Source organism: Vicinamibacterales bacterium (assembly GCA_036504215.1).
Classification (GTDB): Bacteria; Acidobacteriota; Vicinamibacteria; order Vicinamibacterales; family Fen-181; genus FEN-299.
Map to the genome: position 1 here is coordinate 15,561 of DASXVO010000060.1, position 20,973 is coordinate 36,533.

14 protein-coding genes, 1 tRNA gene and 1 other RNA gene are annotated in these 20,973 nt (G+C 65.4%); 10 read left to right on the forward strand and 6 right to left on the reverse strand.

The window, feature by feature from the left end; all coding sequences use genetic code 11:
- Positions 1-10 precede the first annotated feature (10 nt).
- On the reverse strand, positions 11-2,821 hold the full coding sequence (locus tag VGK32_18425; GenBank protein ID HEY3383745.1) for a prolyl oligopeptidase family serine peptidase: 2,811 nt from the start codon (positions 2,819-2,821) through the stop codon (positions 11-13).
- A gap of 190 nt (positions 2,822-3,011) precedes the next feature.
- Positions 3,012-6,128, reverse strand: coding sequence for a hypothetical protein (locus VGK32_18430; protein HEY3383746.1), 3,117 nt, complete (start codon positions 6,126-6,128; stop codon positions 3,012-3,014).
- 108 nt (positions 6,129-6,236) lie between these two features.
- On the opposite strand from VGK32_18430, the gene VGK32_18435 reads away from it, so the two are divergent.
- Positions 6,237-7,289 (forward strand): lytic murein transglycosylase, encoded by a 1,053-nt coding sequence (locus VGK32_18435; GenBank protein ID HEY3383747.1) that lies wholly within the window; start codon positions 6,237-6,239, stop codon positions 7,287-7,289.
- 102 nt (positions 7,290-7,391) lie between these two features.
- On the opposite strand, the gene VGK32_18440 is transcribed toward VGK32_18435, so the two are convergent.
- The 4 genes from VGK32_18440 to VGK32_18455 are packed head-to-tail and all read right to left on the reverse strand — an operon-like array spanning position 7,392 to position 10,306.
- Positions 7,392-8,270 carry a hypothetical protein gene (locus VGK32_18440; protein ID HEY3383748.1) on the reverse strand — a complete coding sequence of 293 codons (879 nt, stop codon included), beginning with the start codon at positions 8,268-8,270 and terminating at the stop codon, positions 7,392-7,394.
- A 31-nt stretch (positions 8,271-8,301) separates the two neighbouring features.
- Positions 8,302-9,006 carry a hypothetical protein gene (locus tag VGK32_18445; GenBank protein HEY3383749.1) on the reverse strand — a complete coding sequence of 235 codons (705 nt, stop codon included), beginning with the start codon at positions 9,004-9,006 and terminating at the stop codon, positions 8,302-8,304.
- On the reverse strand, positions 9,003-9,752 hold the full coding sequence (locus VGK32_18450) for a hypothetical protein (protein HEY3383750.1): 750 nt from the start codon (positions 9,750-9,752) through the stop codon (positions 9,003-9,005). The genes VGK32_18445 and VGK32_18450 overlap by 4 nt, the downstream gene beginning before the upstream one ends.
- Positions 9,749-10,306, reverse strand: a complete 558-nt coding sequence (locus tag VGK32_18455) for an RNA polymerase sigma factor (GenBank protein HEY3383751.1) — start codon at positions 10,304-10,306, stop codon at positions 9,749-9,751. Before VGK32_18455 ends, VGK32_18450 begins: the two co-directional genes overlap by 4 nt.
- Positions 10,307-10,585: 279 nt before the next feature.
- On the opposite strand from VGK32_18455, the gene ffs reads away from it, so the two are divergent.
- The 9 genes from ffs to VGK32_18500 all read left to right on the forward strand — a co-directional run bounded on the left by ffs (position 10,586) and on the right by VGK32_18500 (position 20,788).
- Positions 10,586-10,685: signal recognition particle sRNA small type (gene ffs, locus VGK32_18460), an RNA gene on the forward strand.
- Between the two features lie 137 nt (positions 10,686-10,822).
- Positions 10,823-12,658 (forward strand): DNA polymerase III subunit gamma/tau, encoded by a 1,836-nt coding sequence (gene dnaX, locus VGK32_18465; GenBank protein ID HEY3383752.1) that lies wholly within the window; start codon positions 10,823-10,825, stop codon positions 12,656-12,658.
- A 5-nt stretch (positions 12,659-12,663) separates the two neighbouring features.
- Positions 12,664-12,963: a YbaB/EbfC family nucleoid-associated protein gene (locus VGK32_18470; protein HEY3383753.1), complete on the forward strand. Its 300-nt coding sequence runs from the start codon at positions 12,664-12,666 to the stop codon at positions 12,961-12,963.
- Between the two features lie 5 nt (positions 12,964-12,968).
- Positions 12,969-13,565: a recombination mediator RecR gene (recR, locus tag VGK32_18475; protein ID HEY3383754.1), complete on the forward strand. Its 597-nt coding sequence runs from the start codon at positions 12,969-12,971 to the stop codon at positions 13,563-13,565.
- 7 nt (positions 13,566-13,572) lie between these two features.
- Positions 13,573-14,184: a DUF4203 domain-containing protein gene (locus tag VGK32_18480; GenBank protein HEY3383755.1), complete on the forward strand. Its 612-nt coding sequence runs from the start codon at positions 13,573-13,575 to the stop codon at positions 14,182-14,184.
- Between the two features lie 243 nt (positions 14,185-14,427).
- Positions 14,428-14,502, forward strand: a tRNA-Asn gene (locus tag VGK32_18485).
- 1,228 nt (positions 14,503-15,730) lie between these two features.
- Positions 15,731-16,378 (forward strand): hypothetical protein, encoded by a 648-nt coding sequence (locus tag VGK32_18490; GenBank protein HEY3383756.1) that lies wholly within the window; start codon positions 15,731-15,733, stop codon positions 16,376-16,378.
- 47 nt (positions 16,379-16,425) lie between these two features.
- Entirely contained in the window at positions 16,426-17,394 is a 969-nt protein-coding gene (locus VGK32_18495) for a hypothetical protein (protein HEY3383757.1), read from the forward strand.
- A complete protein-coding gene (locus VGK32_18500; protein HEY3383758.1) occupies positions 17,381-20,788 on the forward strand; it encodes a helicase-related protein in 3,408 nt (1,135 codons plus the stop codon). Before VGK32_18495 ends, VGK32_18500 begins: the two co-directional genes overlap by 14 nt.
- Positions 20,789-20,973: the final 185 nt, after the last annotated feature.

Genomic DNA, 20,973 nt, shown 5'->3' on the forward strand with positions numbered 1-20,973 from the left:
TGCCTCCCTCTCACCTTCCCCGGTACGGGACGCCGTTCGTGATCCAGTCGGCGGCCGGCTCGCCCTTCAGGTAGTGGTCGAAGTACTGCTTCATCTTGATCGAGTAGTCGAGCTTGTTCGGGTACTTCTTCAGGTGATGCGGCTCTCCCCGATACTGCAGGAAGATGCAGTCCTTGCCGAGGCGGCGAAGCGCCAGGTAGAGCTCGATCCCCTGGTACCACGGCACCGCACCGTCTTCGTCGCCGTGCTCGATGAGCAGCGGTGTCTTGACGCGATCCGCATAGAACAGCGCCGAGTTCTCGAGGAACAGGTCTCGCTTCTCCCAGAGCGTGCCGCCGATCCGGCTCTGGGTCTTCTCGTACTGGAACAATCGTGCCTGCCCGGACTCCCAGCGGATCCCGCCGTACGCGCTCGTCATGTTCGCGACGGGGGCGCCTGTGACTGCAGCCGCGAACATGTCCGTCTGCGTCACGACGTAGGCCGTGCCGTAGCCGCCCCACGAGTGGCCGTGCAGGCCGAGCGCCTTGGGGTCCGCGACGCCCATGTCGACCAGCCTCTGCACGGCCGGCACCAGACACCTGAGCATCGATTGTCCCGGGTGACCCACGGTGAAGACGATGTCGGGCAGGAAGACCGCGTAGCCGGCGCCCGCGTAGACCGAGAAGGACGGACGGTGATTCACGACCGGTTCGTTGAACTCGTAGAGCCGCTGTGACTGCCGCTCGTAGAAGTACGTGATGACCGGGTAGCGCGTGCCAGGTTTGTAGTTGGCCGGCTTGATCAGCACACCCTGGAGCGCAACGCCGTCCAGGCTCTTGTAGTCGACGAGTTCTGCCGTGCCCCACGCAAAGTCGGCGAGTTGCGGGTTGGCAGCGGACACCTTGCGCGGCTGCTTGAACGTCGAGTCCGTCGCCCACACGTCCGGGAACTCACCGAAGTCCTCGCGCGTGTAGAGCAGCACGTCGGCATTCCTGGCCTTCGCAACGAACTTGAACGACTTCTTTTCGTCGAGGCGAACATCCACGCCCGGCTTGGCGATCGAGGCGGCGTAGAAGCCCCAGTTCTTCTCCTTGTTGTGATAGGCCGTCAGGAGGAGGGGTTCGCGGCTCGAGAACGACTTCGACTCGGCGTCGAGCGTCACCACTCGGAACGTGACCTCGCGAGCCCGGCCCTGCCTGCCCGTGATGTTGACGGTTGGCCCGCCGGCCGTCGGGATTTGCCAGATGTCGTATCGGTCGTACACCAGGAAGCTCGCTCCCTGATCCACCCAGCCGCCGAATCCGTACGATGGCGGCGCGTCGGGGGTGTCGTGCTCCTCGTCCACGAGCGTGACGCCGAGGTCGATCGCCACGTCCTTCGACGTGCCGGCTGGCGTGGTGCAATCGACGAGGTGCCACTGCCTGTCGCCGAAGTACGCGAACCACTTTCCATCGGGTGACATCGAGGCCTGATCGCGCAGCGCCTTCACCGCCAGTCGCCGTGCGCCGGTGTCCAGATCGACGATGAAGAGATCGCGACGGCGCTCGTCCCAGGTCGTCTGCTTGAGATAGGGGACGTCGGAGGTGCCGAGCGCGACGCGCGGGTTGTCCGGGATCGCCACGTCCGGCATCTCGATGTTGGCGAGCGGCACGATCTTGCCCGTGTCCACGTGCAGAACGGCGCGGTAGGTGCGGTCCTTCTCGCGCTCCCACATCAGCTTCTGCTGCGGGATGATGCGGGGGTCGTTCCAGTGCCACACGTCGCCCTCGACCTTGGCGAGAAGGGCGTCGGTGTCGTACGGGTCGGGCGTGCCGTCCGGCTTGTCGGTCTTCGTCGACTGGTTCGCGGCCGGGTCCTGAGGCTTGAAGCCGAAGAATAGGTGCGCGCGGTCCTTGCTCCACGCCAGGTCGTTCTTCAACGGCAGTATCCAGCCGGCGGGTGCCTGTTCGCTCGACGCCACCTGGCGGCTCTGGCGCGTCGTCGCGTCGAACACCATCAGTGTGGCCGACGCCGCAGGCTTCTCGACGCCGGTAAGGAATGCGAGTAGCGCGCCGTCCTTCGACCACGTGAGCATGTCGTACCGGCCGTTGTCGGCCTGGACGATCGCCGCCGGGGCGGCCGTCGCGTCCGTCAGCGGCCGCACGAACACGCCGTTGCCCTTGCCTTCGTCGGCCGAGACGACGTAGGCGAGGAACTTCGACGCGGGATCGAACGCGAACGAGGCGACCTTCGGGATCTCCATCTCGGCACCGGTCGCCAGGTCACGCAGTTTCAGCGTGCCACCGGGCTTTCGGGCATCGTCCTTCCGGGCGTTTGTCGGCGGCGCGGGTTTCGCGGCCTCGCCGCCAGCGGGCTTCGCCGGTTCGGAGGGCGACAGCAGGTACGCCAGCCACTTCGAGTCGTCCGAGAGGGCGAACTTGTCCACGCTCTCGACGGTCGTGACGACTGACGCTGCCGACACGTCCACGAGCGCCATACCGGGCTTCGGCTTGTCCTTGCCGGCCTTCTCGCTGGCCGCGAACGATGGCTTCACGACCAGCGCGACCCATCGGCCGTTCTTCGAGATGACGGGCGATCCGCCGAGCGGCACCTTCACCACCTTGCCGCCCGCGAGCGCCTGCACGATCGCCTCCCCATCGCCGCGATCGGGCTGCAGCCCATAGGCCAGCACCTTGCCATCGTCGGAGATGACGGGTTTCTCGATCGCCCTGAACTTCATCAGATCTTGAAACGTGATGGTCTTCGTGCCCGGCGCCGCCGCCGCCAGCGCGGCGACCAGCACGAGCCAGAGCCCACCGAGCGGGATGACGCCCTTTCGTGCACGAGTTCGAATCGACGGCATATGGATGTCCTTCTGAACGAGGAATGTAGCCGGTGGGGCGGGGACCGTGGTCGGCGGGAATGATACCAGAGGACCGGGCCCCGCAGCGATCTCCGTGGCGACGCGGCGCCGGCCGGCCGGACGCCCTTCCCGGCTGCCGAATTGGCAGCCGGGGAGGGCTCAGGGGACTGAAGCTTCCGTGGCCTCCTGCCTAGATCCCGAGTTTCTTGACCTGCTCCTGGATTCCCGCCAGTTCCTTCTTCAGTTCATCGAGGTAGTCGAACGTGCTCCGCCCAACCTTCTGATCGGCGCTGCCGGCCATCCTCGCGATGCTGGAGAGTTGATCGATGAGCATCGGCTGCGGATACGGGCCGGACGCCGTGACGAGCCTCGCGCGGAGGGCCTCGAGCGCGTCCGATTGGCCGGCCTTTGGCGCCCGCTCGATCGCGCGATTCAGCCGCTCAGCCGTCGCCCGCGCATCCACGACCGCCGCCTGCACTCGGCGCAGCAGATCGAGCTGTTCCTGCAGATCCGCCAGTGTCACGCCGTCGGCCGCCACACGCGGATCGAGCTTCACCACGAGCGGCTTGGTCTCGACGAGATCGCCGATCGTCAGTCGCACCTGGTAGGCGCCGGGCACGACGATCGGTGCGCCGCCGCCGCGGCCCCCGCCGGCCACGCCGTCGTAGCGCAGATCCCACACGAAACGGTGAAGCCCAGCCGTCTTCATGAGACGGACGGCCACCGCGCCGCCGCGCCGCGGCGTGTCCTCGTCCGCGGGCGCCTCACCGCGGGCGTTGGAGGGCCCGGCACGCAGGGGCGCGTCACTGGTGAACGTCCGCACGACCCTTCCGTCGGCCTCGAGGACGTCGATCTTCACCGGGCCCGCCGGTTCGGTGGCGAGGAAGTAGTCGACGATCGCGCCGGGCGGCGGATACTGCGGCTGATCCGGCCGACTGCCCATCGGGCTGTAGCGCGTTCGCCACGCGGGGCGAAGATCGATGAGGCCGCTCTTCCACGCCGACGCCGCGAGCTTCGCCTGCGCGGCCGCGGCCGCCTGGTGGATCGGTGTGACGTTGTCCAGGATCCAGAACGATCGCCCCATCGTGGACAGCACGAGATCCTGCTGGTGCACCCGAATGTCGGTGACCGGCGTGATGGGCAGGTTCTGCTGGAACGTCTGCCAGTGCGCGCCGTTGTCGAACGAGATGAACAGGCCGAACTCGGTGCCCGCGTAGAGCAGGCCCTCACGGCCCGGATCCTCGCGGACGACGCGCGTCGGGTAGTCTCCGGGAATCCCGTTCCTGCCGTCGGTCAGGCGGGTCCAGGTGGCGCCATAGTCATCGGTCCGGTAGAGATACGGCTGCCAGTCGTTCAGCAGGTATCGGTAGACCGCGACGTACGCCGAACCTTTCCGATGCGGTGAGACCTCGATGTTCTGCACGCGCCCGCCCGGTGCGAGCCCCTTGGGCGTCACGTTCGTCCAGGTCTTGCCGTTGTCGCGCGTCACGTGCACCGGGCCGTCGTTCGATCCGGCCCAGATGACGCCCTTCTCGATCGTGGACTCGCGAATCGCGTAGAGCGTGGAATACATCTCCTCGCCCGTGATGTCCCGTGTGATCGGCTCGCCCGACACGCCCTGCTTGTCGGCTTCGTGCGCCGTCAGATCCGGGCTGATGACTTCCCACGTCGCGCCCTCGTCGCGCGTCCGATGAACGAACTGCGATCCGTAGTAGATCACCTTCGGGTCGAAGGGCGACAGCTCCATCGGCGACACGCGCTGGAACCGGAACTTCAGATCGCGCGCGGGATGGCCGTACCGGTTCTGCGGGTGGACCCACCGCTGCTGTTCCTGGCCGACCGTCATGTTCATCCGCGAGAACTCGCCCTTGCACGAGCCGTAGACGATTGTCGGGTCATCGATCTTCGGCATGATCGGGCCCGTTTCGCAGCCCGGTCCCTGGGTCCACGTCTGGACCGCCTGGTCGACCCCGAGGCCCGTCGCCGGCAGGCTCGGCACGATGACCGTGGTGTTGTCCTGCTGGGCGCCGTAGAGCCGATACGGGTACTGGTTGTCGAGCGCCACCTGGTAGATTTCGGCCGTCGCCTGGTTGTACTGCGTTGACCAGGTTCGACCGCCATCGAGCGTGACATTCGCGCCGCCGTCGTTCGACTGGATGAACACCTCGGGGCGATCAGGGTTGATCCACATCCCGTGGTTGTCGCCGTGCGGCGTCGGCAGGGCGCGCCACGTCTGCCCGCCGTCGCTCGACTTCCAGAAGGACAGGTTGTTCACGTAGACCACGTTCTCGTCCTTCGGATCGACGTCGATGTACGTGTAGTAGAACGGTCGCGCCACCAGGCCCGCCTGCGTGCCGACCCGCCGCCACGTCGCCCCCGCATCGTCCGACCGGTACACGCCGGCCTCGGGTTCGGGCGCCTCGAGAATCGCGTAGACGCGCGAGGGGTTCGACGGCGCGAGGTCGATGCCGACCTTGCCAATCAGCTTCTGCGGGAGACCGTTGGCCAGGTGCGTCCACGTGGTGCCGCCGTCTGTCGTCTTGTAGATGCCCCCCTCGCTGGCCGATCCGCCGCTGACAATCGTCCACGGCCGACGTTCACCGCGCCACGCGCCCGCGTAGATCTCGTCGGGATTCGACGGGTTCATCGCCAGCGAGACGACCCCGGTGCGATCGTTGATGAACAGCGCCTTCTTCCAGGTCTTGCCTCCGTCGCCCGTGCGGAAGACCCCGCGCTCGGGGTTCGGCCCGAACGCCTGGCCGAGGGCCGCGACATACGCGATGTTCGGGTCCTTCGGATGCACTTTGATCGCGCCAATCTGCCCGACCTCCTTCAGGCCCGCGAACACCCAGGTCTTGCCCGCGTCCGGCGACCGGTACACGCCCTTGCCGAGGATTACGTTGCTGCGGATCGCGGCACTACCCGTGCCGACGTACACGACGTTCGGGTCGGACGGGGCGACGTCGATGGCGCCGATCGAGCCGGTGGAGAAGAAGCCGTCCGACACGTTGATCCACGTCTGGCCGCGATCGGTCGTCTTCCACACGCCGCCGCCCGTCGCGCCCATGTAGAACGTCGACGGCTGCTGGCGCACGCCAGCCACTGCCGTCACCCGGCCACCGCGGTGCGGACCAACCGAGCGGTAGCGCAGTTCCTTGAAGAGCGCAGGGTCGATGAGGACGTTGGGATCGGACTGAGCCTGCACCGGAGGCCGCAGGGCGCTACTGACCAGCAAGGCGAGGCCGGCGAGTGCAAGGCCGCCGACGATCCATCGAAAGCGGCGAGAGGAACGGGCGCGCATCATCATGACAGTGACCTCGGGGGGACTGGATCGCGTGGAGTATAGCTGGGGTGCCCGGTCTCGGCGTAATAGCGGGTCTCGACCCGCGATCGGCCAGGGACGCATAATGGGGAGGTGACTCATTCCTGCCGCCTGGTTGTCGCGTCTGCCCTTGCCTTGGTCCTGGCCAGTGGAGTGGCCGGGGCCCGCGTCGTTGCGCAGGACGCTTCCGCCGCCCAGCCGTTTGGCGAGTGGCTCGCCGACCTGCGCAAGGAGGCGCTGGCCAAGGGGATCAGCGTGGCGACGGTTGACCAGGCGCTGACCGGGATCGAGCCGCAGCCGGCTGTCGTGCAGCGGGACCGGACCCAGGCCGAGCGGACGTTGTCCATCGACGACTATTTGAAGCGCCGCATCGACAGGAAGACGGTGAAGACCGCGCGCGAGATGGCGAAGCGCCACGCTGGCGTCCTGTCGAAGGTCTCCGCAACCTACGGCGTGTCGCCGGGCATCATCGTCGCCATCTGGGGACTCGAGTCGAACTTCGGACGGTTCAGCGGCGTGCGTCCGACGATCGCGTCGCTCGCGACGCTCGCGTACGACAACCGCCGGGCCACGATGTTTCGAAACGAGCTGATCGATGCGCTCCGCATTCTCGATCGCGGCGATATCGACGCGGCGCGGATGAAGGGCTCGTGGGCCGGCGCCATGGGCCAGCCGCAGTTCATGCCGTCGAGTTATCTCAAGTACGCGGAGGATTTCGACCGCGACGGCAAGCGCGACATCTGGTCGTCGGAGGCGGACGTCTTCGCGTCGATTGGCAACTACCTGAAGCAGAGCGGCTGGAACGCGAAAGCGGCGTGGGGTCGCGCCGTCAGGTTGCCGAAGGACGCCTCTGCCAGGCTCGGGGCGGCCGCGCCGCTGCGGCAGCAGGGCTGCGAAGCGGCCCGGCAGATGAGCGAAGCGCTGCCGCTGTCCCGCTGGCGCGCGCTCGGCGTCAGGCCGATCGGCCGGGGCGCGCTGCCGAGGGCGGAGATGCTGGCATCGCTCGTCCGCGCCGGGTCGCGCAGTTACCTGGTGTTCGACAACTACGGCGCGCTGCTGCAGTACAACTGCGCTCACGCCTATGCCCTGGCCGTGGCCCTGCTCTCGGAGAAGATCGGCCCCATCCCGGCCACCGGCCACAAGTAGCGCCCACGACTGTCGGCAGAGCGTCCTCTGCGGCTCTCTCGCGGAATCGACCCCCGGCCTCGCGGTCCGCCGCCTTGCCGCCTGCCCGCCGTTCCGCCTTCGTCACCCGACGCCGTAGAACGTCTCGATCGGGACATCCACCCGCTCGCGGACGATTGCCGCGAGCGCGTCCAGTTCCTCGTCGGTCAATGGTCGCACCCACCGTTCAGCAGGTGTGCGGGCAATGGTGTAGATCTGCAGCCCTTTCAATTGCGCACCGGCCCTTCGGAGTTCGATCACGCGGTTGCAATAGGCGACCACCTCCTGGACGGACGGCACTGCGTCATGGACGCGCATCCAGAGCGATTGGATGACCACGGGCCGAATGCGCGCGGCATCGAGGATGCCCTCGAGCACCTGCTGCAACGTCACGTTCGGGCGATCGATCAGCGTGAAGTGCTCCTCGGTACCCGCATCGAGCTTCGCCCAGATCTCACCGTTGTTGGCGTCGAGCACGACCAGCGCGTCGCGGACGGCCGGGCGTGCGAGATAGGCGGCGTCGGTGATGAGCACGATCTTCGTGCCGTCGAGGTCGAACCTCCGCCTCGCGGCTGCCGCAATCTCGACCGCCGCCTTGAGGTGCGGACACGTCGTCGGTTCGCCGTCTCCCGAGAACGCGATGTCGCGCACGACGCGTGAATCCGGCGCGATCGCGGTGAACGGCGGCGCGTCGTAGAGGGATCCGTCCGCCGCAGCCGCCAGCACGGTGTGCAGTTCGGTCGCCAGGCGATCGAGATCCACCTTCCTGACACGCGGCGGGACGTGCCGGTCGACCTGGCAGTAGACGCAATCGAAATTGCACTCCTTGCCAGGGTTGAGATTGATGCCCACCGACACGCCGTGGCTCCGGCGCGAGACGACCGCGTAAACGAAGAGGTTGTCGGCCCAGCGTCGCTCGTGGCGCTGATAGGCCGCGCGTAGCGCAGGCGAGATCTCGGACATGAGAAGATCATAAAGGAAAAGATCGTCCCGGCTACTTGACGATCGTCGCTTTCACCTCGACCGTCTGCTTCCGTTCGACGTTGTCCACGAAGTCACTCGACTGCGCGACGATCATCGGCTTTCCCGACTCGAGATTGAGGTAGAGTCGCTGAGAGAACGTCGGGAACGAGGGGACCTTCATGGCCTCGGAGGTCTTTTCGTCGACGGCGCTGAATTCCACGCTCAGCGATTCCAGGCTGATGTGGCCGCCTACGATCCGCGCGCGGTTCACGTCCACGTTGAGACCAACCGACCGGTAGTTGTAGGAGGTCATCGGTCCAACCGATGGGGCGGGAGGCGCCACGTTCTCCCCCCTGACGGTCTCGGCCCTCGGCGTCGGCGAGAACGTCGTCGTCGGCACGGCGAGGTTGACGCCGGCCCGCAGGCTGCTGCCATTGCCCGCGGCGACCATCAACAGCGCGCTACGCTTGACCGGTTGGGCGTTGCCCACCTGGTAGCTGATCGTGACCTCGACACGGACGTTGTCCGCCGAGTCCGCCAAGGGCATCGCGACGCGTTCCTGGATCGCTTCGGGCGGCCGCGGGGTGGGCGCCGCCGCGGGTGGCGTCGCCGGTTTGGCCTGCGCTCTCGGGACGACTTGCGGCTCTGGTCCCTGAGCCCACGCCGGGCCAGCGGTTGCCAGAACTCCAAGCCACAGGACGACGAGACCGAACGTGGTGAGTTTTCGCGCGTTCATCGACGATTTCCTCCACTCTGGTTGGGACCCGACGGGTCCCGTGTTGGTTCACCGGCTGGCACTGCGCTGACCGGCATGGCAAGGTCCGAAACGGGCGGCGCCGGCACGACCGGCACGAACGTAATCGGGCGCGGTGGTGGCATGGGCAGTATCGGGTCGCCGAGATCGCCGGCTGGCGCGCCCGGAAGGCACGGCCCCGCCGGTTCGTTGCCGAACAGGGACACGAAGTCATCCACCAGGATGCCGCCAGCCAAAGAAGCCGCCAGGACAGGCCGCTCAGGTCCTTCGGGGAACGCGCGCTGACGCCCGCGTCGTGCCGCCAGGCCCGCCGCTGGGGCGCCAGCGTCTGTCGGAGCGGTCTTCTTCGCGACGGTCGGCTCCACCGCTCTGGCGGCCATATCGCCGGGCAGGGGCTTCCCGACCTCGCGGGCCATTCGGCCTGCCGGTCTCGATTGCAGTGCCTCGATGTGCCGGTTTGCGTGCTGCCAGCTGGCCACGATGCCAAAGAGGATGACGAGGGTGCCGACGAGGGCCATCGCGGCCGGGCGGAGCAGGACCGCGAACGGCTGTCCCCACGGGCCGGCGGATCCGCGATCGCCGCCATCGAGCCGCGCGAGCACCGACAAGCGCAGATCAACCGGCGGCGTGTCGCCCATCGTCCGCAGGGCGGCGTCAATCACGCCATCGAGCGGGTCCGGTGACGCCTGCCCCGGTGACGCCTGGTCCGGCTGTCGATCCTCGCTCATGACCTCATCCCCAGGCTGACCAGCTTCTGCTTCAACAGCCGTCTGCCTTCCATCGCCCGCCACTTCGCGGTTCCCGTCGGCACACCGAGGATGTGCGCGATCTCGTCGAAGGTGTGCTCGCCCCCGGCCGACAGGAGCAACGGGTCGCGGTACCTGGCCGGAAGCGTCCGCACGAGGCGCCGGACCGTGCGTCGCGACTCCTCGGCGATGAGCGACTCCTCGTGCGTCGGATGGTGTGACGCGGGTTCCGGTCGGTTCCCGTCGTCGCTGCTGACGAAGCGCCGCAGCCACTCGCCGACCGTGCGCCGCCGATCCATGGCGCGGTTCCAGGTGATCGTCAGCAGCCAGGTCTTGAAGCTGGCCTCACCGCGGAAGCTGTCGAGCTTTCGGAAGGCCAGCACCAGGGCATCCTGCGCGACTTCCTCCGCATCTTCCCGGCATCGAAGCGCGGCCAGCGCGGCACGGAATACGGCCTGCTGATAGCGCTCGACCAGTTCGCCGAACGCCGCACGGTCGCCGCCCCGAGCCAGCTCGATGAGCTCAGCATCGCTCACACTCGACATAGACCCGGAGGAGGAGTCCACGGTTGGAGATTATAGGCGCGGGCCCGCCTGGCGGGGCGACTGGAGGCTGAGTGGCACGGGCGTCTCGCCCGTGCGCCTGGCGGGGGGACTGAAGGCTGAGTGGTACGGGCGTCTCGCCCGTGCGGCTGGCGGGGGGACTGAAGGCTGAGTGGTACGGGCGTCTCGCCCGTGCGCTTGGCGGCGCTGGACGCCGCACAGCCGCGCACGGTACACTGAACGGGTCACCGAGCGGGGGTGGGTCGCACCGCGGCCCGGATCCTGTGCAATGCCAGCCTGTGAACCGCGTCAGGGCCGGAAGGCAGCAGCGCTAAGCAGTGTCTTGCATGTGCCGCAGGGCCATCCGGGTCGCGGTGGGATCCGCCGCCGCTCGCGTCGTCTGGATCTCTAATCCCGAGCCCAGCCCGCCCTCGCGCGTCGCGCTTCGGCGGGTCCGCCGTAGCGCGCCATGAGTGGGGCGGCGGGCGAAGGCGGAAGCCCTTTCATTCCATGTCCTACCAGGTCCTGGCCCGCAAATGGCGCCCGCAGCGGTTCGACGACGTCGTCGGACAGGGGGGCGTGACGCGCACGCTGCAGAATGCGATCGGTAGCGGGCGCATCGCGCAGGCCTTCGTCTTCGCGGGTCCGCGGGGCGTCGGCAAGACGACGACCGCCCGCATCCTGGCGCGAGCGCTGAACTGCCAGGCCGGGCCGACTGCCCAGCCGTGTGGGACGTGCGACGCGTGCGTGGAGATTGCCGCCGGGCGCGACATGGACGTCCTCGAGATCGACGCCGCCACGCACACGCAGGTGGACAAGGTCCGCGAGGTCATCATCTCCGGCCTGTCGATCCCGCCGGTGCGCGACCGCTACAAGATCTTCATCATCGACGAGGTCCACCAGCTTTCCGGTCATTCGTTCAACGCGCTCCTGAAGTCGATCGAGGAACCGCCGCCGCACGTCGTCTTCATGATGGCGACGACCGAGCTGCAGAAGATCCCCGAGACGATCACGTCGCGGTCGCAGGTGCACGAATTCCGGACGATCTCCGAGCGGGCGATTGTCGCGCAGTTGCAGAAGATCGCGGCCGCCGAGAAGCTGGACGTGGCGCCCGACGCGATGGCGCTGGTGGCGCGCGCCGCCGACGGCAGCATGCGCGACGCGCTCACGGCGTTCGACCAGGTGCTGGCGTTCGCGGGCGAGACGGTCACGGCACTCGACGTGTCGACCGTGCTCGGCCTGGTCGGCCGGGACCTGCTGCTGGACATCGTGACGGCGGTGGCGGACGAGCAGGCACCCGCCGCCTTCGAGTTGGCCGGGCGCGCGATCGAGAATGGCTTCGACCTTCGCCTGCTCTGCCGTGAGCTGTCGCGGCTCGTGCGCGACCTGATGCTCGTCTCGGTCGATCAGAAGCGGCTCGACGATGTGGAGGTGGTGCCGGCAGGTGAGCGCGAGCGGATTGCGGCGCTGGTGAAGCGGTTCTCGCGCGAAGACCTGCTCCGCTCGTTCGACCTGGTGGCGCGGGCGGAAGCCGACCTGCGCGCGGCCGCCGAACCGCGCTATCACCTGGAGATGGCGCTGCTGAAGTGGATCCACCTGCGCAAGCTCGCGCCGCTGGCGGATCTGATCGAGCAACTGCAGCAGGGCGGCGGGCTGCCTGGTGGCGGCGGGCGATCGAGCGCGTCCGGAGGCGGCGCGCGGACGGCAGGACCGCAGGCGCCCGTTCGACGGATCGCTCCGGCCCCGTCCCCCGCGCCGGCCGCAGCGCCTCCTCGTCCGGCCGTCGTTCCGCCTGCCGCTCAGCCTCCGGCGGCTCAGGCCCCGAGACCGGCGCCGGCCGCGCGGCCGGCGGCGAAGCGGCCCGAACCGCCGCCGATCGACACCTTCGACGAGGAGTCGGACGAGGAATCGTCCGTGCCCGACGAGCCCGCTGCGGCCGCGGGCGCCGACGTGAAAGATGCGTTCCTCGCCGAGGTGAAGCGCACGAAGGTCGGGTTCTTTCGCATGACCGTCGCGCAGGCGCATCGCATCGAGGTCGAGGGCGACCGTCTCGTCTTCTCGTTCTCGCCGGCGCACCGGCTGCTGAAGGACCAGCTCGAGCAGAACCGCACGTGGCTCGAGCCGCTGGCGGCGCGCGTGGCGGGCCGCCGCATGCACGTGGTCGGCGTGATGACCGAGGCGCCTTCGCCGCAGGCGTCGGGTGACCGGTCGTCCGGCAGGGCCGGCGCCGCCGGCGCGCCACCGGGGCCGAGCGAGGCGCTCAAGGCCGAAGTCGCCGCGGATCCGGACATGAAGACGTTGCTCGAGTTGATCCCGCTCGAGATCAAGGACATCGAGAAGATCTAGGGCTTATGAACATCCAGAACATGATGAAGCAGGCCCAGCAGATGCAGGATCGCCTGCAGAAGCAGATGGCCGAACTGCGCGTGGAAGCGACCGCCGGCGGGGGCATGGTGACGGTGGAGATGAGCGGCAACAAGCAACTGCTGTCGCTCAAGATCGACCCCGAGGTCGTGTCGAAAGAGGACGTCGAGATGCTGCAGGACCTGATCGTCGCGGCGATCAACGACGCGCAGCGCAAGGTCGAGGACGCCCTGCAGCAGCAACTCGGCGGCATGATGGGCGGGATGAAGATTCCCGGGATGTTCTGACGCCGATGCCCCAGCCTGAACCCGTGACCCGTCTGATCGAGGAACTCCAGCGCCTGCCCGGCATCGGCCGCAAGAGCGCGCAGCGTCTCGCGTTTCACGTCCTTCGCACGCCGCGCGAGGATGCCGAGCGGCTGTGCGAGGCCGTCCGTGACGTCAAGGACCGCGTGACGTACTGCTCGATCTGCAACAACATCACCGACGTCGATCCGTGCGCGTACTGCAGCGACGAGGGGCGCGACCGGCGGCTCATCTGCGTGGTCGAGGAGCCGCAGAACGTCATGGCAATCGAGAAGACGCGCGACTTCAAGGGCGGCTACCACGTCCTGATGGGCGCGATCTCCCCGCTCCAGGGGATCGGCCCCGACGAGTTGAAGATCAAAGGCCTGCTCGCACGCGTCGAAGGCGGGCACGTGGAGGAGGTCATCCTGGCCACGAACCCGAACGTCGAGGGGGAGGCGACCGCGATCTATCTCGCGCGGCTCCTCAAGCCGCTCGGGGTTCGCGTGACGCGCATCGCGATGGGCGTTCCCGTCGGCAGCGACCTCGAATACGCGGACGAAGTCACGATGCACAAGGCCATGGAAGGACGCCGGGAGGTCTGACAGGCGTATGCTGCCTCACGCGTATCAACTGCCCGCCGGTCTCCTGCTGATCCTGGCGGGGCTCCTGGCCTGCGTGGCGGGCTACCGTCTCTTCCGCGCGGTCCTCACCATCTACGGCCTCGTCATCGGTGCGTTGTTCGCGAGCACGCTCGTCGCGCCGGGCAACGTCACGGGCATGCTCATCGCGCTCGCCGTGGGCGGCGTCGTGGGCGCGCTGATCCTCTACGCCGGCTACTTCGCGGGCGTGGTGCTCGTCGGCGCGGGCTTCGGCGCGATGGCGGCGCACGCCGTCTGGACGCAGTGGGGTCGCGACCCCGGGGTCATCGTCATTCTCTTCTTCGCGGTTGCCGGGGGCGTCATGGCGTTTGCGTGGCAGCGCTACGCCGTGATATTCGCCACCGCATTTGTCGGGGCGCAGACTGCCGTTGCCGGTTTCGTCGCGCTCGTCGCGCACCGCGCGAATCGGCCGACCGGGATGGACGAGGTCTGGACCGGGCACCTGGGGACGCCGTTGATTGCACGTCAGTGGACTTTTCTCGCCTGGATCGCCCTCGGCATCGTGGGCGCGCTCGTCCAGCTCAGGTCCGGCTCGCCGCGGAGATCCGGCGGGCGACGGTAGCGCGGGCCACCCGGTCACCGCGTGGCGACGGGCCACCGCGCCCAGGTCGCGACCGAGCGGCGACGGGCGACTCGCCATCGCCGAGTGGCCTCGGCGAGACAAGCCGTGCCTGACATGGGTGGCAGTGGGCGCACGTCGGATTTGTGAGAGGACATCAGGCGGCCTCAGCCGCTTGCGCGTGGCGGCCGGCCGGCGCTACAATAACTTCTTCCCGGGCCAGCGCGCCCGCGCACCTGCCAGTGTTCCTCAGTAGCTCAATGGTAGAGCACCCGGCTGTTAACCGGGGGGTTGTAGGTTCGAGTCCTACCTGAGGAGCCAATCCTTTCCGACACTCCGTCTCTCCGAATGTAGAATGGCGACGAAATCCCGCCGTAGCTCCGTCTGCGGAGCGAAGGCGGATGAGGAGCCGATCTTCCTCTACTGCCTTGCGACCTCAATCACCATGCGTCGACCTCAGCAGGATTCGGAGTGCACGTCCCAGGGGGTTGCCCGCCTTCGCTCGCCGAGTTGATCGCGCGGCGAGCTTTGGCGAGGCCTCGCCGTAGCGCCGCATGTCGTGGGTGCGCGGCGCGGAGGCGGGTAGGTTCGAGTCCTACCTGAGGAGCCACCTTCCATCCCGTAATATTCCTAGCGTTTCGCTCGATTCCAGCGTCCCGGCCTTGCCGCAATTACCCACAACCGGAGGGTCGGAACTTGCCGTTTGGGTTCTTCTTGGGTCTTTCCGGGACCAGAACCGAGGAACCGGGACGTACTATGCGCCGCCGGAACGGGAGTAGCGGAACGCCCAACGTCGGGGCCGAGCCTGCCCCTGCTGTTTGACGCCCCGAGATGGACGCCAGGGCCGATTCGACCGGTGCGGATACGCCTTCAAGCTGCAGCACTCCATTGATGGGTTAGAATGCCTCGCGTTTGATTGCTTCCCGACAAACCTCATCGGTTCGGACGGAAAATGACGATCTCGGAGACCGACGCCGCTTCCAGATCGCGCACGCTTGAAGCGCAGCTGCTGCCCGTTCACGCGGAGCTGGAGCCGATGCTGACCGGGACGCGAGCCGCCTTGGAAGGCGGACGGCTTGTGGTCATCGTCGGGTCCTGGCAAACAACACGCGCTGGGGTACTTCTCCCTTTTCACATCTACTTGGGTTGTGCCGGTCTACACCACCTATTGCCCCTTCATCCTCAGGTGGGCGTTGTCTGCTTTCGCCCCACCGACCTTAGGATTCTAGATCTTCCGCTCTACAACACGACCGCCACGCTCGATGTGCGGCGATCGGAGCGAGTTCGACGGGCAAGCCTCGCGCCGCGGAGTGCAGAGGTGCTGACGCCATCCGATTGGGAACAAGGGCTGAACAGGCGCCCCGGACGTTTTCGCGATCTCGCACTACCGGCTTCATCATTTGTGCAGGTTTCTTCGTGGACCGGCGCTTCATTCGGCCGGCGGCGCCGTCCGGTCTTCGGCAGGATAGCGCGGAGTGGACCTGAACCGTCCTGTCTGGTCCACGCTAGAGGCGAGATTACCCGGGAGGAGGAGGTAGAACTTTCAACAGTGGATTTCCTTCTGGTCGATATTCAGGGCTTGCGTGGTTCATCTCGGTTCGAAGCGGTTGCTCGCTTGTTAAACCGGCGTTCAACGGAGCGCCCGACGGTTTTGATGGCATCTGGACCGTGTGACTTGGTTTCCCTTGCCGAGGGCGGCACTTTGGACCAGGCACTATTCTGCCAAGTCGGACGTCCGCTGTCACCGATAGCCACGGAAATCCGCTTGGTGGGCAGAGACAGGCTTGAAGCAGAGCGCAAGTTCGAATTCGCGTTCGGCGGTCTCAAAGACGGCGATCCGACAGATGTCAAATTGCTTTCCCTGGCGAAATCAGCATGGTGGGCGTGCCGCCAGAGGTTTGCGGGAGCGGAACAGGAGAACGAACTGCGGAAGTTCGACGCTGCGTTCGTCGGACTCGAATCGGAGAATCCCACGAAGGCGAACATGCTGCGGTTGGGCAAAGAACTACTCGACCGTCATGCCAGAGACGAACAGCTCGAGACAGAGCGCAGAGGCCAGGTCATCGAGGCGACTGTCTCTGCCCACGGTGCGAGTGGAGTTCTGGTCCTTACTCGAAACTGGCAGCAGCCGACATCTTTCGCGCCGAACTGGAGAAGATCGGATGGAGCGCCGAGGACCTTCAGACTCTGGGCGTAAGCATCCGTCCTCCGACATCGAGCCGCGAGGAAGGCATCGACAGTGTCGTGACGACGGGCTTCTTCGGACCAGCAACGCTAGACAACGCCCTTGGTACGAGGGCCCGGAATCTCTGCTTCATTGTCGATCCTCTCGAAGCGAGGGCGATCTGGTTTGGACTTCGAAGACTCATCTCAATTCTCGACCGTATTGGAGCATCCGATAGCCAGCCAGTTCTCCGAACGGTGCAGGAAGCAATAGAACGCTACGTTCCCGCATTCGCGACCGACGTTACGATCGACTGGCGATTCGAATCAGCCGCTGCCGCTTCAGGATTCGTCAACCACCTGACGGACGCCGTCGAGAGCGGTTTCGTCGCCATCCTTCTGAGCGATGGGACACGACTAGACGTCCACGAGAACGCTCGCTTTGAGGTCCTCAATGCATCGGCGCGGAGGCTGAAGACCGTCTCAGCAAGAGAACTGAATCGCGGGGACGAGATAATCATCCTCGCTGATTCGCACGCGCTCTTTTCGGACCGCCTCCTGAACGTCCTCGACACGGGGCAGCTTGCCGCTGCTGCCGAAGCCCGTCGAACTTGGCTCGAAGTCGTCAGGGCTGTGTTCGACGCGCGGCGCCGGCGCGTCGCCGACATCGCGCGCACTATGCAGGAAGACGGTTTCGAGGTGAAAGCCTTCAACGTCCGCTCGTGGCTGAGGCGCGATCCCCAGAACACCCTAGTTCCTGACAGACTCGACAAGTTCCTCTCGTTCGCGAGAGCACTCGGCGTTTCGTTGCCGGAAGAGGTTCTCCCCCAACTTTACGCGGAGATTTTGCGCCTCCGTCACGCTCACCGACGGTGTGGGCGCTATCTGGCTAGGGCTATCCGCGGGGCGTACTCCGGGCGCTTGGATGCTCCCACTTTGGCGAGGATTGAGCGGGACTGGGGAATGTCATGCCGCCAATTGATGGAAGCTGCCGAACAAGTAACGGTAGAGGACGTTTTGAAGTCAGGACCTGCTGATGTCACTCACTGACTCGGACTACAACACCTTCGCGAGCACGCTTGCAAATCGCATCTCCAACCGACTTCGAGGGCTCGACACCAGCGCTGCGAGGATCGTCAGCAACCGTCCTCAGGACCACGTCCTATCTGGATTCCTCACCCCTACTGGGCGCCCTCCCGCGACGGGGGAGACGCCTGAAGAGGTTCTGGCGGACGACCTACCTCGCGACAGCCCATACCAGCAAACGAACATCGGAGCGGAGTGGCTTGCTCCTGACAACGAGGCGTCAGGAGAACTCCTTGTCAGCGTGGCGGGTACCGTGTACGTCCGCCGTGTGCCGACATTTGAGGAGCAGAACGAGAGGGGTGTCTGGCGAACGGTTGTTGATCCAGTGCTTGGCCCCCGGCGTCTGACGGAGCTCGTGCCGGTCTGGACACGAGAATCGATTGGTCCTATAGAGAAGACAGTGCCGCTTCGGGAACTGGTGACGAAGGGACGCGCGCAGCTCGACCTGTCACCGGACCTTCAGCCGTTCCTCGACCTCATTGCGTTGTCGGGGCTCTTTTCTGGACGCCGACCGATTCGACTGCAACCGGAGCAAGTAGCAAGCGCGGACGCTTACACGCAGTTTCTTGCTCCTCAGAATGCGGACCGGATCGCACTCGCGTGGCGGCTGATGCTTGACGTTCGGCGGCTCCCATACCCCGCCCAGTCCGGGCTCGTACGTATCGCCGCGCGCATAGTGAATCAAACCGATGCGGTTCCAGGCGCCTCGTTGGACTATGTGGATCCAAATGTCTACGCGATCGCCTTTAGCGTGCGCATCCCACGTGCGGCTCATCGACCGACGTTGTTCCAGGAGCTTCCCGCAAGCTTCCGTTTCAATCGGGAAATGCCGGGGGTAGGCATTAACGGTCAAATCGACGCGAATGCCGCCGCGGATACGCTCACGTTGTCCGTGGAGACCGTTCCCATCAAGAGTGTGCCTCGACTCGAACCAAGAGAGATAGAGGGTGCCGAGCCGACGTTCAATTCCCTTGCCGAAGACGCTCCCGCGGTGCTCAGACAAATCCGAGACGAGATGTTGCGTTACGACCGACAGTCCTGGGCGACGAAGATTGCTCTACTGACAGGGCAAGAGCAAAGAGAGGCGGGCGAAGCGCGAGACCAATTCGCAAGGGAAGTCGAGAGGTTCAGTGCGGGGATAGCGCTCCTGGAAGACACCTCCTATCCACTGGTGCGGCGGGCATTTGAGTTAATGAACCTGGCAATGGATGCAGCCTCCAGGAAATTCACAGCCTGGCGGTTGTTTCAGATCGTGTTCATCGTCTCACAACTGTCCGAGCTCGCAGCCCGCGAGTACCCGGAACTCGCTACGACCGATGACGGCAGCGTGGAGGTGCTCTGGTTTGCTGCAGGCGGCGGGAAAACGGAAGCCTTCCTTGGTCTCATTTTGTGGCAAGCGTTCTTCGACCGCCTCCGCGGGAAACGCCTCGGTGTGACGGCATTCGTCAGATTCCCTCTGCGCCTCCTGACATTCCAGCAACTTCAACGCCTAAGCCGGTCACTGGCGAGTGCGGAGATCATCCGCGCCCGGGAAGGACTGGCTGGTGAGCGGTTCTCGATCGGTTACTTTGTCGGCAACAGCGTCACGCCAAATTCAATTTCTGACGACGATCATCGGCGCTTTCAATCGCAGGGGATAGATGCGAGGTTGCAACGCCTCTTTGCTTGCCCCTTTTGCTCAGCGAAGGTCAAAGTCCGGTATGAACCCTCCTTGCGGTTGATAGAGCATCGCTGTACGTCCCCGGATTGTCCGGGTGGCGCGGAGCGCCTCCCCGTCTACGTCGTCGACGCCGATCTCTACAGCCAGTTGCCGACGGTCATTGTGTCCACCGTGGATAAGCTCGCACAATTCGGGCAAAACCAGCGGTTCGCGAACCTGTTCGGGCGGATTGACGCGGTGTGCGGTTCGCACGGGGCAACATTTCGCGGCACCAATCGCCTGTGTGAAGCCGCCCGGCAGATCGCAGCGGGAGCCCGTCCGGAGAATTGCGGGCAATCGGAAGTGGACTATGGTCCATTCCACGATCCGGCACCCGCACTCCTTGTGCAGGACGAACTACACCTCCTGAGTGAAGAACTTGGGACATTTGACGCGCACTACGAGACTGCAGTCATGCGGCTTTCGCAGAGTCTGGGGGCAAAGCCGTGGAAGATCATCACGGCAACCGCGACGATCGAAGAATACAGGCAGCATGCGTGGCATCTCTATCTGAAGAAGGCGCGGCAGTTTCCAGGTCCCGGCCCCGAGGCGTACGATTCCTTCTACTACAGACAGAACCAGTCACGACTGGGGCGGATCTTCATCGGCGTCCTCGGCGTAGGACGCAAGCACACGCCGGCTGTCACGAAGGCTCTTACAACTGTTTACCTCGAGCTCCAGGCTGCGCGCGACCTGGCAGCGGTTGATCTGGCTCGGGCTACGACGACCTATACCGGACGGGAGATGTCGGAACAAGAATTCCGGACATTGGTCTTCCTCTACGAGATGGCACTGACATACGTCCTGACGAGAAAAGGTTCCGACCAGGTGGCAGAAGCCATCGAGTCCAGGGTGAAGAAGGAGATACAGGAAACTGCCCCTCGCCACGGCGAGCTGAAGACGGACATGTTCAACGGCGGTGTGGACGTGGCTGAGATGATTGCCGTGATGGAAGCAATTGCCAATGGAACTGGCGAGAACGATCCAGCAGAGCGCGTACGGGGACTCGTCACCACAAACATCATTGGGCATGGTGTTGACGTCGATCGATTCAACGTCATACTCTTTGCTGGCTTCACGCGCTTGGTGGCCGAGTACATCCAGGCTTCTGCCCGTGTCGGGCGTACGTATCCCGGCTTGTCTCTCCTGGTCGTCACTCCTCAGAGTGAACGGGACAGGAGCATCTTTGACCGATTTAGCAAGTTCCACGAATACCTCGATCGTCTGGTAGATCCCTCACCCGTAAACCGGTGGCCAGAACCGGCACTCTTTCGGACCGTTCCTGGCGTTCTCTGTGGCTATTTGATGGGCGTCGCGGCGGCGATGGTTGGGGCACAGATGCCCACGGTAGAGAGCGTTCAAGATCGTATAGGGCAAAGGGGAGCCGAGGCACTGAACGAGGACGCGGTCGTAGAGTGGATGCTTCGAGCCTATGGTGCGGACTTAGCACCGACCCGTCAGTACGGAGATCGCGTTTCCATTCGTTCGAAGAACGCGTTTAGCGCGGTGGTCAACACGCCGCGAACCGCGGGGCGACCGCAACCTCTCAATACGTACCTCAAGGCGATGCGCAGTCTGCGTGACGTTGACGATCCTGCCTCTGTTAACGTGAGCGATGACGAGGACGTTAGGATTCTGCGGGTGCTCATGAATGGCTAGACCAAGAAACACCGCAACCTCGGGAAATCGCGGCGAGGAGAGTCGGCAGCCCTCGATTCCTCCCATGCAACGGGGCGTCTCGCAACTGCTGTTCAATTATCTTCCCGGAAGGACCGTCGACTGGGAGGACGGGCTAGCAATTGTGCAACTAGGAGAGGTCCGGCTTTCAACCGGATGGGAACCAG

Bases quoted from the DNA above. Each gene is read 5' to 3' on its own strand.
- VGK32_18425 (HEY3383745.1), bottom strand. From the start codon at position 2,821: ATGCCGTCGATTCGAACTCGTGCACGAAAGGGCGTCATCCCGCTCGGT.
- VGK32_18430 (HEY3383746.1), bottom strand. From the start codon at position 6,128: ATGATGATGCGCGCCCGTTCCTCTCGCCGCTTTCGATGGATCGTCGGC.
- VGK32_18440 (HEY3383748.1), bottom strand. From the start codon at position 8,270: ATGTCCGAGATCTCGCCTGCGCTACGCGCGGCCTATCAGCGCCACGAG.
- VGK32_18445 (HEY3383749.1), bottom strand. From the start codon at position 9,006: ATGAACGCGCGAAAACTCACCACGTTCGGTCTCGTCGTCCTGTGGCTT.
- VGK32_18450 (HEY3383750.1), bottom strand. From the start codon at position 9,752: ATGAGCGAGGATCGACAGCCGGACCAGGCGTCACCGGGGCAGGCGTCA.
- dnaX (HEY3383752.1), top strand. From the start codon at position 10,823: ATGTCCTACCAGGTCCTGGCCCGCAAATGGCGCCCGCAGCGGTTCGAC.
- VGK32_18470 (HEY3383753.1), top strand. From the start codon at position 12,664: ATGAACATCCAGAACATGATGAAGCAGGCCCAGCAGATGCAGGATCGC.
- recR (HEY3383754.1), top strand. From the start codon at position 12,969: ATGCCCCAGCCTGAACCCGTGACCCGTCTGATCGAGGAACTCCAGCGC.
- VGK32_18480 (HEY3383755.1), top strand. From the start codon at position 13,573: ATGCTGCCTCACGCGTATCAACTGCCCGCCGGTCTCCTGCTGATCCTG.
- VGK32_18500 (HEY3383758.1), top strand. From the start codon at position 17,381: ATGTCACTCACTGACTCGGACTACAACACCTTCGCGAGCACGCTTGCA.